Here is a 13,727-nt window from a genome sequence, read left to right as displayed (position 1 = left end):
GTCGCAGATCAGGGGGGAGAGCCTGGGGGGCAGGTTTGCAGGGTTATTCTTGAGTCGCGGTCATGGCGTCGGCGGCGTGGCGACCTCTTTCAGGCCCTGGCGTACCCGGTTGATCAGGGTGACCAGCAACAGCGCCGCCATCAGCAGGAACAAGCCGTTTATCCACAGGGCATTGATCAGGCCGAAGGCCACGGCGGTGGCGATAACGCCGAGGACGAAGGCGCGATCGCTCTTGCCCATGGGGCCGTCATAGCGCCGCGAGGCGCCGACCAGTGGACCCATCACCCCGGCGTACTCGCTGAACAGCGCCAGCAGGGTCACCAGCAGCACCGCCAGCAGGCTGACTTCGGGCAACAAGGCAAACGGCAGGATCAACGCGCTGTCGGCGATGATGTCGCACAGCTCGTTCAGGTAGGCCCCCAGCTGCGATTGCTGGCCGAACTCCCGGGCCAGCATGCCGTCGATGGCGTTCAGGGCCATGCGCAGGATCATCCACAGCGGGATGATCGCGAACACCCAGGGATGGACGGCGAAGGTCGCCACCACGGCACCCACCAGCAGGGAAATCAGCGCGGCGCTCAGGGTGACCTGGTTGGCGCTGGTGCCATTGTCGAAGAGGCGCTGGACGATGGGCCGCAACAGGTTCTGGAAGCGCGGCTTGAGCTGGTAGATCGAAGGCATGGAAGCGACGGTCCTTGTCTGGGAGGGAAGCGGGTCCGGGGGATTTGCGCAAGCAGGCACGCCTGCTTTTTGGGCAACTGAATTATTGCCACAAATGACAGGGGCTGGCATCAGCTTCCGGATAAAAATGCGTGCGGTTGGACATATTCGGGAAACAAACTTCGGGCAGTCCGCGCAGAACGCGCAGACCGGACCCTGAATCCAGCTGTCAGGCCTCTGGATTCATGGGCGGGAAGATCAAATTGATAGCTTATTGCTACTACCGATCAAGGCAGGATCTTCAAGGTAGGTGGTATACGGATAATGCGAGTCGGCGTGGAAATCGATGCGCTGGCCTCGAACCGTAATCAGGCTGGCCTCGACGGTTATGCACAGTGTCTGTCCGCTCTTGAAGGTCAGGCGATGAACTTTTTCATCATCTTCCTGGCGAATCTCGTGGCTGATCAGGTCCAGCAGGTTGTTCAGTGCCAGGCGTGCCCCGGGTTGATTGATGGTCAGGCAATTCATTTTGCTGGAATGCCCCACAGGCCGGGTAGGCCGTTGGAAATAACGATAGTGACTCAGATCTCGACTCATGGCGGCTCCGTCGCTCGGGGTACATGCCGGGTGTTGGCGATATTATTGGTCACCGGCATGCACAGGGGTATCAAGTGTGTTGGCCGTTTGGCCTATAGTTATGGGTTATCGAATTTCATCTGTTCGATTACATGAATACTGCAACGGATAACAGCCATTTTTTTCGCTCTGTTATCAGTTTGCAGGCTTTATCTTCAACCTTTTCAGGGACTTTGTGTTTAATGGGAAATCTGCGGAAAAGGTGTCATATAAATATTCAAGTGGCAGGATGGTAGTCACTGGTGATTCGTCAATCAAGCGGCGTAGTTGTTGAATTTTGTTACATTGGTAATGTCTTATCGTGTGGCTATTTATCTGGATATGTCGGTTTGTAGGAACTGTTTTAAGACCATGTAAGAGCAAGCAGGTTAGTTCTGAAGTTTTATAACAGAAAAATAAAAACGGACTTTTTCCGGAGTCTGTCGTTCGGGTTATTGTCCATTCGTCGTGGGCGATACCGGGTGTGCAGGGCCGACATCCTTCGTGTAATAAGCCCATGGGTTCTGGCGGCAGGCCGGAACGCCGTCGGGATTTGTCGGTGATGTGAATAAAAAGTGTTCTGTGAACAGAAAATTCACTCTTTCTGTTATATCGTAACCAAATGCTTCAAGGTGCCCGGTGACGCTGCCTCTCATGGCGGCTCGATGTGCGTGCCGGTGTACCGGTGATTTTGACGATGGATGACCTCGGTGGTTGCATCGGGTCTGGAGTGGACATGCGAGTGGATCTTGAAGCGCCGGGGGCCGATCTGGAAGGTCTGCCGCGCTTCCAACGGGCGGGCTTCCACGCCCGCCGGCTGCGACACCTGGGCATCGGCCTGGCCGTGCTCGCGCTCAGCGGCCTGGTGCTGGGGTTCTTTGTCGGGCTCTTTGCGCCAGCTTCGATCTGGCCGACCCTGCTGAGCAATAACGCCGCCGCGCTGCTGGTGGTGGTCGCGGCGTTGCAGTCGGCCGCCGGCGTGGCGCGTTGGCGCGAGCAGGCGAGGGCTCCCGTCACGGTCGCGGGCGATGAGTTGGTGTCGCCAGCGCTTGAGGCGGTGGGAATCTACGAGCGCCTGGTCGAGCGCTTCAACGGTGCCTGGCGCAATGCCCTGGCGCAGATCGGCCCCGACACGCTGTGGCTGGCCGGGTGGTCGCTGCTGGCGCTGTTGAGCGTCGAGCAGAGCTGGAACCTGGCGCTGGTCGGGGCGAGCCTGGGATTGAGCGCTTCCGTCGCGGCGGCGCTGGGCCTGTCGCTGGGATTCGCCCTGCTGGTGCTGGAGCGTCAGCTCGCCCAGGCCCACGTTGCCGAATGGCCGGAGGCGCAAGCCCTGGCCCAGGTGATCAGGGTCGCGATCACGGTGCTGGTGCTCAGTGCCCTGTGCCTGTTGTTCACGGGGCCGGAAACCCTGTGGCCGGCGCGCCTGGCCACGCTGATCGGCCTGTTGCCGGCCCTGGTGGCGGCGGAGTTGCTGCTGCGGGCGCTGCTGTCGCTGTTCAGCCCCCGCCGTGAACGCCTCGAGCCACGGCTGATCGCCACCAGCTTTGTCGCCGGCCTGCTGCGCTGGCCGCCGCAGCCGTTGATGGCATTGCAACATGAACTGCACAACCGCTTCGGCATCGACCTGCGCCAGATCTGGGCCTTCAGCTATATGCGCCGGGCGTTTGCCCCGGTGCTGGCGGTGGTCCTCGCGGTGGGTTGGCTGTTGAGCGGGATCAGCGAAGTGCCGCTCCAGGGCCGTGGCATCTACGAGCGTTTCGGCAAGCCCGTGGAAGTCTTCGGCCCCGGATTGCACATCGGCCTGCCCTGGCCGCTGGGCCGCGTGCTGGCGGTGGAAAACGGCGTGGTCCATGAGCTGGCGACCAGCGTCGACGCTGCCGCCCCCGCCGAGCTCGAACCGGCCGAAGGCCTGCCGCCGGCCAGCGCCAACCGCCTGTGGGATGCCAGCCATGTGAACGAAAAATCCCAGGTGATCGCCAGCAGCAGCGGCGACAAGCAGGGCTTCCAGATCGTCAACATGGACGTGCGGTTTGTCTACCGTATCGGCCTGAGCGACCAGGCGGCCCTGGCGGCCACCTATAACAGCGCCGATGTGCCGACACTGATCCGCAGCACCGCCAGCCGGGTGCTGGTGCATGACTTCGCTTCCCGCACCCTCGATGGCCTGCTGGGCGAACAGCGCAGTGCCCTGGCCGACGATATCGGCCGCGCGGTGCAGGCCGACCTGCGGCAACTCGACAGCGGTGTGGAGATCCTCGCCACGGTGGTCGAGGCGATTCACCCGCCGGCCGGCGCGGCCAATGCCTATCACGCGGTGCAGGCCGCGCAGATCAGCGCCCAGGCGCTGATCTCCCGCGAGCGCGGCGCTGCCAGCGAACAGGCCAACCAGGCGCAACTGCAGGCCAGCATCGTGCGCGACCAGGCCCGGGCCACGGCGCACGAAGTGCAGGCCGGCGCCCGGGCGGCCGACCTGCGTTTCAGCGCCGAACAGAAAGCCTATGCCCAGGCCGGCCGGGCCTTCGTGCTGGAGCAGTACCTGGCGCAACTGAGCCAGGGGCTGGGCAAGGCCAGGCTGCTGATCCTCGATCATCGCCTGGGGGGCAACAGCGCGCCCACCATCGATCTGCGTTCATTCACGCCGCCGGCCGATCCCGCGCCGCCGCGTAAAGCCGTTCAGCAAGGAGTCACCCCTTGAGCCTGTCTCATTCACACGATCATCACGATCACGCGGGCCACGATCACGCCGGTCATGGTCATCATCACGGCCACCACCATCATCACCATGGCGCGGGCGAGAGTGGCGGGCCTTTTCCGTGGCGACGCATGGGCTGGGCACTGCTGCTGATCCTGTTCGCGGTCGCGGCGGCGAGCCTGGTCCAGGTGCGCTCCGGCGAGGCCACGGTGATCACCCGTTTCGGCAACCCGTCGCGGGTCCTGCTGGAGCCGGGCCTCGGCTGGCGCTGGCCGGCACCGTTCGAAGCGGCGATCCCGGTCGACCTGCGCCTGCGGACCACCTCCAGCGGCCTGCAGGATGTCGGCACCCGTGACGGCCTGCGCATCATCATCCAGGCCTATGTCGCGTGGCAGGTCCAGGGCGACCCGCAGAACGTCGAGCGCTTCATGCGGGCGGTGCAGAACCAGCCGGACGAAGCGGCGCGGCAGATTCGTACCTTCGTCGGCTCGGCGCTGGAAACCACCGCGGCCAGCTTCGACCTGTCGAGCCTGGTCAACACCGACGCCGGCCAGGTGCGCATCGCCGATTTCGAAGCACAACTGCGCCAGCAGATCGACCAGCAACTGCTCTCGACCTATGGCGTGCGGGTCCTGCAGGTCGGCGTCGAGCGCCTGACCCTGCCGTCGGTCACGCTCTCGGCCACCGTCGACCGGATGCGTGCCGAACGGGAAACCATCGCCACCGAACGCACGGCGATCGGCAAGCGCGAAGCCGCGCAGATCCGCTCCGCCGCCGAACGCGACGCGCGTATCCTGCAGGCCGATGCCACGGTCAAGGCGGCGGATATCGAGGCGCAGTCGCGGGTCGAGGCGGCGCAGATCTACGGTCGCGCCTACGCCGGCTCGCCGCAGCTGTACAACCTGCTGCGCTCGCTGGATACCCTCGGCACCATCGTCACCCCTGGCACCAAGCTGATCCTGCGCACCGACGCGGCGCCGTTCCGGGTGCTGGTGGACGGTCCTCCCGGCACCGATGGCAAGAACGGATCGCAGCCATGAGCGAGCGGCCTGAACAGGAAGCGGGCCTGAGCAGCCCGTGGATCCAGGCCGGGCGCCTGGCGTTTCTCGGCTTGTATGCGGTGACGGTGCTGGCGGCGCTGGCCTGGGCCTTCTCCAATGTCCGGCAGATCGATCCACAGGACCGCGCGGTGGTCCTGCGCCTCGGTGCGCTGGAGCGGATCCAGAATGCCGGGCTGCTGCTGGCCTGGCCGCGACCGTTCGAGCAGGTGGTGATTTTGCCGGCGGCGGACCGGGTGATCGAGCGGCGGGTCGAAGGCCTGTTGCGCTCCGACGCGGCCCTCCAGGCCGATCGCCAGGCGACCCTGGCGACGCCGGTCAACGACGCGCTGGCCGGCTCCGGGTACCTGCTGACCGGCGATGCCGGGGTGGTGCAGCTCGATGTGCGGGTGTTCTACAAGGTCACCGACCCCTACGCTTTCGTCCTCCAGGCCGGGCATGTACTGCCGGCCCTCGACCGCATCGTCACCCGCAGCGCCGTGGCGCTGACGGCGGCGCGCGACCTGGACACCATTCTCGTGGCCCGTCCGGAACTGATCGGCAGCGACAGCCAGGCCGCCGAACGCCGCGAGCGCCTGCGCGGCGACCTGTTGCAGGGCGTCAACCGGCGGCTGGCCGAACTGGCGGCCACGGGGCAGGGGATCGGTGTCGAAGTGGCGCGGGTCGACGTCCAGTCGAGCCTGCCGGGCCCGGCGGTGAATGCCTTCAACGCGGTGCTGACCGCCAGCCAGCAGGCCGACAAGGCGGTCGCCAATGCCCATAACGAAGCCGCCAAGCTCAGCCAGTCGGCCACCCAGGACGCCGATCGCCTGGTGCGGGTCGCCGAGGCCCAGGCCAGTGAGCGCCTGGCCAAGGCCCAGGCCGATACGGCGACGGTGGTGAGCCTGGCCAGGGCGCAACAGGATGGCAGCGATCCGGGCATGCTGCTGCGCCTGTACCGCGAGCGCCTGCCGAAGATTCTCGGTCAGGCCGGGTCGGTGACCACGGTCGATCCACGGGATGATTCCCGCCTGATCATTCAGGGAGCTGAACAATGAGTAGCCACGTTGCGACCCCCGCGCCAAGCCTGTTGAGCAGCGCCGAACAACGCAGCGCGGCGCGCCAGTTGGTGCTGGCGATGCTTGCCCTCGGCCTGCTCGGCCTGGGCCTGGTGTGGCGCTGGCTGGCGCCCGGACAGGTCGGTGTCAGCCAGTTGCTGTTGGGCTTCGCCTCGGTCCTGGTGGCCGTGCCGGTGATGCGCTCGGCCTGGTACAGCCTGCGTTACCCGAGCCTGCACGGGATCACCGACCAGTTGATCGCCCTGGCGATGCTCGGTGCCTGGGCCACCGGCGACCTGCTGACCGCCGCCTTGCTGCCGATCATCATGATCTTCGGTCATGTGCTCGAAGAACGCAGTGTCATCGGCTCCCAGGAGGCCATCGGCGCCCTGGGCCGCCTGACCCGCAGCCACGCCCGCCGGGTGCGGGCCGATGGCAGCGTGGAGGAAGTGGACAACGCCACGCTCAAGGCCGGCGACCAGGTGGAAGTGCGCGCCGGCGACCGGGTGCCGGCCGATGGCGTGGTGCTGTCGGGTCAGGCGAGTCTCGACACTGCGCCGATCACCGGCGAATCGGTGCCGCTGGAGGCCAGCCCCGGGGTCCAGGTATTCGGGGGGGCGATCAACCTCGACGGGCTGCTGCGGATCGAAGTGACCCGCACCGGCCACGAGTCGACCCTGGGCAAGGTGATCGCGCTGATGCAGAGCGCCGAGCGCTCGAAGCCGCCGATCACCCGGCTGCTGGAACGTTATGCCGGCAGCTATATGGTGCTGGTGCTGATGATCGCCGCGGTCACCTGGTTTATCACCAACGATGCCCAGGCGATGCTCGCGGTGCTGGTGGCGGCCTGTCCCTGCGCGCTGGTGCTGTCGGCCCCGGCGACGGCGATTGCCGGGATCGCCGTGGCGGCACGGCACGGGATCCTGATTCGCAGTTCGGCGTTTCTCGAAGAGCTGGCGGACCTGACCTCGCTGGTGGTGGACAAGACCGGTACGCTGACCTACGGCACCCTGCGCCTGCAGTCCCTGCAGACCGAGGTTGTCGATCAGGCGCCATTGCTGAGCCTGGCGGCGAGCCTCGGTTCTGCCAGCAGCCATCCGGTCAGCCGGGCGCTGGCCGGGTTGGTGGCGCCGACGCAGTGGATCGAACTGAGTGAAGTCCATGAACGCCAGGGCCTCGGTGTGGTGGCGAGTACGGCCCACGGGCAGGCGGCGCTGGGTCGGCCCGAGCTGTTCAAGCAGTTGGCGATCGCCACGCCGGCGGTGCCCGAGCACGACGGGCCAATTGCCGGGCTGGCGCTCGACGGCGAGTTTCTCGCCTGGCTGTTGCTGGCCGACAGCGTCAAGCCCGAGGCGCGGCAGGCACTGGCCGAGTTGCGCGAACTGGGCCTGGGTCGACAACTGCTGCTGACCGGCGACCGCCAGAGTGTGGCGGACAGCCTGGCGCGGGAAGTCGGGATCAGCGATATCGAGGCCCAGGCCTTGCCCGAGGACAAGCTCACCCGCGTGCTCGGCGAGATCGGCAGCGGTTTCCGGCCGATGGTGGTGGGGGACGGCATCAACGACTCTTTGGCGCTCAAGGCCGGGGTCGTCGGCGTGGCGATGGGGGCCGGCGGGGCGGATATCGCCCTGGCCTCGGCCGATGTCGTGCTGATCGGCAGCGACCTGCGCCGGCTGGGGACCTGTGTCCGGCTGAGTCGCCAGTGCCGGCGGACCTTGCAGGTCAACGTGGTGATCGGTCTCGGCTGGACCCTGGCGATTGTCGCGGCGGCGGCCTTCGGCTGGCTGGGGGCGGCAGGGGCGATGATCGCGGCGCTGCTGCACAACCTCAGTACCTTGCTGGTGCTGGGCAACGCCGGGCGCCTGCTGCGGTTCCAGGAGCCGCTGCTCAAATTGCCCGAATGACCTCGATCTTGTAGATGGGGCTTGCCGCCGAAGCTTCTGGCGCTCCCGAGGACGCCTTCGGGGGCAAGCCCCCTCCCACAGGGTTTACTGTTTTCCGAGGGTACACAAAGGGCTTTGATCGTTCCCACGCTCTGCGTGGGAATGCAGCCTGTGACGCTCCGCGTCACCCCCCAAAAGCAGGACTCAGGGTTTCTCTCGAAAATATTTGTCGCGCGCTGTAACAGCCGAAAGCGACCGCTCTCTAGTGCTATGTCGAGACTGAACATTCCGTTCGGACCGACACCCCTAGCGATCATTTCGAGGAAACAAAACATGAACATCAAAACTGCTGCTGCCGGTGCTGCTCTCGCTCTCGCTGCTGCCACCATGTTTGCGGGCGTTGTTACCCAGGCGTCGGCTGCCGATGCTCAGGTTCACTGCTATGGCGTCAACGCCTGCAAGGGCCAGAACGACTGCAAGACCAAGGATCACGCTTGCAAAGGCCAGGGCTCCTGCAAAGGCCAGGGCTTCAAGGCAATGAGCAAGTCGGCCTGCGACGCGGCTGGCGGTAAAGTCGGCGAATAATCGGCGACCGAGTGCTCCCGCAGCGGCCGGCCCCCCCACGCCGCTGCGGACACTTCGCGAGGAGTCCTGCATGTCCGCTTCCCGTCCTTTCCTGGGTTATGGCCTGGGTTTGCGCAGTCACTACCACCAGGAGATTCTCGAGCAGTCGCCCGCCGTGGACTGGTTCGAGATCGTTTCCGAGAATTACCTCGTCCAGGGCGGCAAGGCGCTGTATTACCTGGACGCCATCGCCGAGCGTTATCCGCTGGTGATGCATGGCGTGTCGCTGTCCATCGGCGGCCCCCATGAACTCGATGCGCAGTACCTCAAGAACCTCAAGCAGCTGGCCGACCGGGTAAAGCCCGCGTGGATTTCCGACCATCTGTGCTGGAGCCGTGGCAACGCCCATCAACTGCACGACCTGTTGCCGCTGCCTTACACCGAAGAAAGCCTGTACTACGTCGCCGGCCGTGTGCGCCAGGTGCAGGACGTGCTGCAACAGCCGCTGGTGCTGGAGAATGTCTCCAGCTACGTGCGCGCCGCTTCCGACGAGTTCTGCGAATGGGAATTCCTCGAGGCCCTGAGCCGTCTCAGCGATTGCGAGCTGCTGCTCGACGTCAACAATGTCTATGTCAGCGGGCGAAACCACGGTTTCGATCCCTGGACCTTCATTCAAAGCCTGCCGGCGCGCAAGATCCGCCAGTTGCACCTGGCCGGGCATGCCGACTATGGCGACTACGTGATCGATACCCATGACCATCCGGTCTGCGATCCGGTATGGGAGCTCTACCAGCGCACCCTGGAATACCTCGGGCCGGTGGCGACCCTGCTGGAGCGCGACGATCACTTTCCGCCGCTGCAAGAGCTGGTGACGGAACTGGACAAGGCCCGCGAGCTGGGCACCGCCGCGCTGGCGCGGAGACCGCTATGCGCCTGAACGATTGGCAACTGGCCTTTGAACGCTACCTGCTGGGCGAAGCGTCCGAGGCCGAGGCGGCCCTGAGTGGCAGCCTGATCGGCGGTCCGACGCTGGATGTCGAGACTGGCCTGGCGATCTACCACAATGCCTACCGCTCGCGGTTGCAGGAAACCCTGCTCAGCGATTTTCCGACGGTCTGGAACTGGCTGGGCGACGATGAGTTCGATGCGCTGACCCACGCCTACCTGCGTCAATGTCCCTCGTCCAGCTACAGCCTGCGCTGGCTGGGCGCGGGGTTCGAGGCCTTTGTCCAGCGTCACCTGATAGCGGAGCAAAGTGCGCCGCTGGCCGACCTGATACGCCTGGAATGGGCCTTCACCCTGGCCTTCGATGCCTTGCCCGGCGACCCCATGACCCTGGAGCGCATGGCGAGCTTGCCGCCCGAGGACTGGCCGGGGCTGCAACTGGAACTGGTGCCCAGCGTCCGTTGGCTCGAATGCGCGTTCAACAGCCTGGCGATGTGGCGGGCGGTGAAGGCCGAAACCGATTTTCCGGCCAGCGAGCCGCTGGATTCGCCACAGACCTGCCTGGTCTGGCGCGCCGGCCTGGTCTGTCATTACCGCAGCCTGGAGCCCGCCGAAGCCCTGGCCCTGGGCGGCATGGCCCGCGATGGCTGGAGTTTCGCGCAGCTATGCGGCGAACTGGCGCAGAGTCTGGGCGAAGGTGCGCCCTTGCAGGCCGTGACCTGGCTCAAACAATGGGTGAACGACGGCCTGGTGCAGCGGCGAACATCATAGTTCGGGACTATTATCTCGATAGGCTGACAGTTTCCGTGGATGCGCTACCCTTTAATCAGACGTCTGAAACAAGGGGGGATCACTCATGCTCGCGCAACTTCCACCGGCCTTACAGAATCTTCAGCTTCCGCTACGCCTGAGACTCTGGGACGGCCATGAATTCAATCTGGGGCCGGAACCCAGTGTCACCATCATCGTCAAGGACCCGCAGCTGGTTGCGCAATTCACGCACCCCACGCTGGACCTGCTGGGCAGCGCGTTCGTCGAGGGCAAGCTGGAGCTCGAAGGCTCGGTCAGCGAAGTGGTGCGGGTCTGTGACGAGTTGAGCCAGGCGTTGCTGGAGGATGAAGGGGACAGCCTTCCGGTGCGCCAGGCCCACGACAAGGAAACCGACGCGGCTTCCATTTCCTATCACTACGACCTGTCCAACGCGTTCTACCAGCTCTGGCTGGATCGCGAGATGGTCTATTCCTGCGCCTACTTCGAAACCGAGGACGCCACCCTCGAGGAAGCCCAGCAGGCCAAGTTCCGTCACCTGTGCCGCAAGCTGCGCCTGCAACCGGGCGAATACCTGCTGGATGTCGGCTGTGGCTGGGGCGGCCTGGCGCGTTTCGCGGCCCGTGAGTTCGGGGTCAAGGTGTTCGGCATCACCCTGAGCAAGGAGCAACTGGCCCTGGCGAAGGAGCGGGTGATCGCCGAAGGCCTGCAGGACAAGGTCGACCTGCAACTGCTCGATTACCGCGACCTACCGCAGGACGGGCGTTTCGACAAGGTGGTCAGTGTCGGCATGTTCGAACATGTCGGCCACGCCAACCTCAAGCAGTACAGCGATATCCTCTTCGGCGCGGTGCGCGAGGGCGGCCTGGTGATGAACCATGGCATTACCGCCAAGCACACCGACGGGCGTCCGGTCGGGCGCGGGGCCGGGGACTTCATCGATCGTTATGTGTTCCCCAATGGCGAACTGCCGCACCTGTCGATGATTTCGGCGTTTATCAGCGAGGCCGGCCTGGAAGTGGTCGATGTCGAAAGCCTGCGGTTGCACTACGCCAAGACCCTGAACTTCTGGAGCCAGCGCCTGGAAAACAACCTGGAGGCCGCCGCCCGGCAGGTTCCGGAAAAGGCCCTGCGAATCTGGCGGCTGTACCTGGCCGGTTGCGCCTACGCCTTCGAGAAAGGCTGGATCAACCTGCACCAGATCCTCGCGGTAAAACCCTTCGCCGATGGCAGCCATGACCTGCCCTGGACCCGCGAGGACCTGTACCGCTGACCGGGTGGCCTGTTCTGTCGGTCAACCCCGGCGCCACAAGCCACTAGAGGATCGGCGAGATCAACCGGGCGACCCGCATGCCGAGCTGTTGCAGGCGGTGGGTTTCCCGGCTGTCTTCGCGGGTCACCTCCCGGGCCAGGTCGAAGTCCTTCAAGAGCATGTTTTCCACCTCGCTGGCGAAGGCTTCGTCGACCGTCAGCAGCATCAATTCGAAATTCAGCCGGAACGAGCGGTTGTCCAGGTTGGCGCTGCCGATGGCGCTGATTTCGTTGTCCACCAGCACCACCTTCTGGTGCAGGAACCCCGGGCCATAGCGGAACACCCGGACCCCGGCGCGCACCGCTTCGAAGGCATAGAGGCTGGAGGCGGCGTAGACGATCCGGTGATCCGGCCGCGAGGGTAGCAGCAGGCGGACGTCGACGCCGCGCAGCACCGCCAGGCGCAGGGCGGCGAACACGGCTTCGTCGGGGATGAAGTAGGGGCTGGTGATCCAGACCCGCTCCCGGGCGGCGTGGATCGCCTCGACGAAGAACAGCGAGCAGGTTTCGAAGGGATCGGCCGGCCCGCTGGCGAGCAGTTGGCAGAGCACGCCGTCATCCGGATAGGCATCCGGCAGGATCAGCGGCGGCAACTGTCGCGAAGCCCAGAACCAGTCCTCGGCGAACGACTCCTGCAGGCAGGCCACCACCGGGCCGCTGACCTGCACATGGGTATCGCGCCAGGGTGACAGCGGCGGCCTGGAGCCGAGGTATTCATCACCGACGTTATGTCCGCCGACAAAGCCGGTCAGGCCATCGACCACCACCACCTTGCGGTGATTGCGGAAATTCACTTGGAACCGGTTGAGCCAGCCGCTGCGGGTGGCAAAGGCCTTCACCCGCACACCGCCCTCGCGCAGGACGTCAGCGTAGCCGTGGGGCAGGGCATGGCTGCCGATGCCGTCATACAGCAGGTAGACCTCGACGCCTTCGGCGGCCTTTTCCAGCAGCAGGCTTTGCAGGCGACGCCCGAGCTTGTCGTCGTGGACGATGAAAAACTGCACCAGCACGGCATGTCGGGCCTGGCCGATGGCCTGGAAAATCGCCTCGAAGGTGGCTTCGCCATTGATCAGCAGGCGGACCTGGTTATTCGCCAGGCACGGCATGCGACCGAGCTTGGGCATTGCCCGCAGCGCGGCATAGGCCTGGGAGTTGCGGGCGGTGAGCGCTTCCTCGACCCAGGGGCGCCAGTTCAGGTCGGCGATGGCCTTGCGCATTTCCACGTTGGCCTGGCGCCGGGCCTTGATATAGGCGTCGAAGGTGCTACGGCCGAAGACCAGGTAGGGAATCAGCGTCAGATAGGGAATGAAGATCAGCGACAGGGCCCAGGCAATCGAGCCCTGTGCGGTGCGCACGGTCAGCACGGCGTGGATTGCCGCGATGGTCCCGAGTGAATGAATCAGTGCGATCAGATAGCCGAAAACATGGGGGCCAAAATAATCCATAAGCTCCAGGTCCTGATTTCCCAATGCCTAACAGACCATGTTCCATCACGATTGTCGCTATTTAATTCATCACGCAACCCAAGCATCATTCTGACGTCTAAGCAGGACAATTCTCTAGGAGCAATACGATGAACCTTCGTCTGCCGGGTCTGGCCATCGCCTGTGCCTTCGTGATTCCCGTCGCCCAGGCGCAAGTGCTGCAGCCCGGTTTGTGGGAGCTGACCTCAAGCAATGTGCAGGTCGAAAACCAGTCGCTGGATGTCGGCATGCTGCTCGGCGTGCTCAAGCAGAACACCACGCCGGAGCAGCGGGCGGCCCTGGAAAAGCAGGGCATCAATCTGGGCGGGCAGGGTGTCCGGATGTGCCTGACCCCACAGCAGGTGGCTTCCGACTCGATTCCGCTGACCGATCCGCAGTCCGGCTGCAGCCAGCAGATTACCGAGCGCAACGGCCCGAACTGGAAGTTCAGGTTCAGCTGTCCGAAGGCCCAGGGGGCGGGCACGGCGCACTTTGTCAGTGATCGCGAGTTCACCACCCAGGTCAGCGGCACCTTCAATGCCACGGGTGTCCAGCAGAACGGCAGCATGGACACCAAGGCCGTCTGGCTGGGGCAGGATTGCGGCGTGGTCAAGCCCCGTTCCTGATCGCCTTGCAGGCAGCAACGGGCCTTGTGGGAGGGGGCTTGCCCCCGAAGAGGGCCTTGAGGGCACTAAAAGCTTCGGGGGCGAGCCCCCTCCCACAGAAGTCCG

Annotated in this window: 12 protein-coding genes; 9 read left to right on the top strand and 3 right to left on the bottom strand. The window is 64.8% G+C overall.

From position 1 onward, the window contains the following. Positions 1-60: 60 nt before the first annotated feature. Together HX881_RS26140 and HX881_RS26135 are read right to left on the bottom strand one after the other, a co-directional pair. Positions 61-681: a CDP-alcohol phosphatidyltransferase family protein gene (locus HX881_RS26140; RefSeq protein ID WP_177087330.1), complete on the bottom strand. Its 621-nt coding sequence runs from the start codon at positions 679-681 to the stop codon at positions 61-63. Positions 682-918: 237 nt separating this feature from the next. Beyond that, entirely contained in the window at positions 919-1,257 is a 339-nt protein-coding gene (locus HX881_RS26135) for a hypothetical protein (RefSeq protein WP_177087329.1), read from the bottom strand. Positions 1,258-2,011: 754 nt separating this feature from the next. Between HX881_RS26135 and hflK (HX881_RS26130) the strand changes: the two genes are divergently transcribed. The 8 genes from hflK (HX881_RS26130) to cfaB all read left to right on the top strand — a co-directional run bounded on the left by hflK (HX881_RS26130) (position 2,012) and on the right by cfaB (position 11,495). Next, entirely contained in the window at positions 2,012-3,970 is a 1,959-nt protein-coding gene (hflK, locus tag HX881_RS26130; protein WP_177087327.1) for a protease modulator HflK, read from the top strand. Beyond that, the gene (hflC, locus tag HX881_RS26125) at positions 3,967-5,007 is read left to right on the top strand and encodes a protease modulator HflC (protein WP_177087325.1); all 1,041 of its coding nucleotides are present in this window, start codon (positions 3,967-3,969) and stop codon (positions 5,005-5,007) included. Before hflK (HX881_RS26130) ends, hflC begins: the two co-directional genes overlap by 4 nt. Next, positions 5,004-6,062, top strand: a complete 1,059-nt coding sequence (gene hflK, locus HX881_RS26120; protein ID WP_177087323.1) for a protease modulator HflK — start codon at positions 5,004-5,006, stop codon at positions 6,060-6,062. The genes hflC and hflK (HX881_RS26120) overlap by 4 nt, the downstream gene beginning before the upstream one ends. Beyond that, complete coding sequence (locus tag HX881_RS26115) at positions 6,059-7,966, top strand: cation-translocating P-type ATPase (protein ID WP_177087321.1); 1,908 nt, start codon at positions 6,059-6,061, stop codon at positions 7,964-7,966. Before hflK (HX881_RS26120) ends, HX881_RS26115 begins: the two co-directional genes overlap by 4 nt. Positions 7,967-8,278: 312 nt before the next feature. Further along, entirely contained in the window at positions 8,279-8,530 is a 252-nt protein-coding gene (bufA2, locus tag HX881_RS26110; protein ID WP_177087319.1) for a BufA2 family periplasmic bufferin-type metallophore, read from the top strand. Positions 8,531-8,600: 70 nt separating this feature from the next. Then, positions 8,601-9,446: an MNIO family bufferin maturase gene (gene bufB, locus HX881_RS26105; protein WP_017129347.1), complete on the top strand. Its 846-nt coding sequence runs from the start codon at positions 8,601-8,603 to the stop codon at positions 9,444-9,446. Continuing rightward, positions 9,437-10,225 (top strand): HvfC/BufC N-terminal domain-containing protein, encoded by a 789-nt coding sequence (locus HX881_RS26100; RefSeq protein WP_017129348.1) that lies wholly within the window; start codon positions 9,437-9,439, stop codon positions 10,223-10,225. The genes bufB and HX881_RS26100 overlap by 10 nt, the downstream gene beginning before the upstream one ends. Before the next feature lie 85 nt (positions 10,226-10,310). Next, entirely contained in the window at positions 10,311-11,495 is a 1,185-nt protein-coding gene (cfaB, locus tag HX881_RS26095) for a C17 cyclopropane fatty acid synthase CfaB (RefSeq protein ID WP_177087317.1), read from the top strand. Positions 11,496-11,538: 43 nt separating this feature from the next. Here the strand turns inward: cfaB and cls are convergent, their stop codons facing one another. Then, a complete protein-coding gene (gene cls / locus HX881_RS26090; protein WP_177087315.1) occupies positions 11,539-12,978 on the bottom strand; it encodes a cardiolipin synthase in 1,440 nt (479 codons plus the stop codon). Between the two features lie 128 nt (positions 12,979-13,106). Between cls and HX881_RS26085 the strand changes: the two genes are divergently transcribed. Continuing rightward, on the top strand, positions 13,107-13,622 hold the full coding sequence (locus HX881_RS26085; protein ID WP_017129351.1) for a DUF3617 domain-containing protein: 516 nt from the start codon (positions 13,107-13,109) through the stop codon (positions 13,620-13,622). Positions 13,623-13,727 lie beyond the last annotated feature (105 nt).

It is taken from the genome of Pseudomonas gingeri (assembly GCF_013386115.1).
In the GTDB taxonomy this organism is placed as follows: Bacteria; Pseudomonadota; Gammaproteobacteria; order Pseudomonadales; family Pseudomonadaceae; genus Aquipseudomonas; species Aquipseudomonas gingeri.
Note: the sequence above shows the minus strand (reverse complement) of the source record. Positions and strands in the feature narration are given on the sequence as shown.

Coding starts and splice junctions, on each gene's coding strand:
- hflK (WP_177087323.1), top strand. CDS start 5,004: ATGAGCGAGCGGCCTGAACAGGAAGCGGGCCTGAGCAGCCCGTGGATC.
- bufA2 (WP_177087319.1), top strand. CDS start 8,279: ATGAACATCAAAACTGCTGCTGCCGGTGCTGCTCTCGCTCTCGCTGCT.
- cfaB (WP_177087317.1), top strand. CDS start 10,311: ATGCTCGCGCAACTTCCACCGGCCTTACAGAATCTTCAGCTTCCGCTA.
- HX881_RS26100 (WP_017129348.1), top strand. CDS start 9,437: ATGCGCCTGAACGATTGGCAACTGGCCTTTGAACGCTACCTGCTGGGC.
- HX881_RS26140 (WP_177087330.1), bottom strand. CDS start 681: ATGCCTTCGATCTACCAGCTCAAGCCGCGCTTCCAGAACCTGTTGCGG.
- hflK (WP_177087327.1), top strand. CDS start 2,012: ATGCGAGTGGATCTTGAAGCGCCGGGGGCCGATCTGGAAGGTCTGCCG.
- bufB (WP_017129347.1), top strand. CDS start 8,601: ATGTCCGCTTCCCGTCCTTTCCTGGGTTATGGCCTGGGTTTGCGCAGT.
- cls (WP_177087315.1), bottom strand. CDS start 12,978: ATGGATTATTTTGGCCCCCATGTTTTCGGCTATCTGATCGCACTGATT.
- HX881_RS26115 (WP_177087321.1), top strand. CDS start 6,059: ATGAGTAGCCACGTTGCGACCCCCGCGCCAAGCCTGTTGAGCAGCGCC.
- HX881_RS26085 (WP_017129351.1), top strand. CDS start 13,107: ATGAACCTTCGTCTGCCGGGTCTGGCCATCGCCTGTGCCTTCGTGATT.
- HX881_RS26135 (WP_177087329.1), bottom strand. CDS start 1,257: ATGAGTCGAGATCTGAGTCACTATCGTTATTTCCAACGGCCTACCCGG.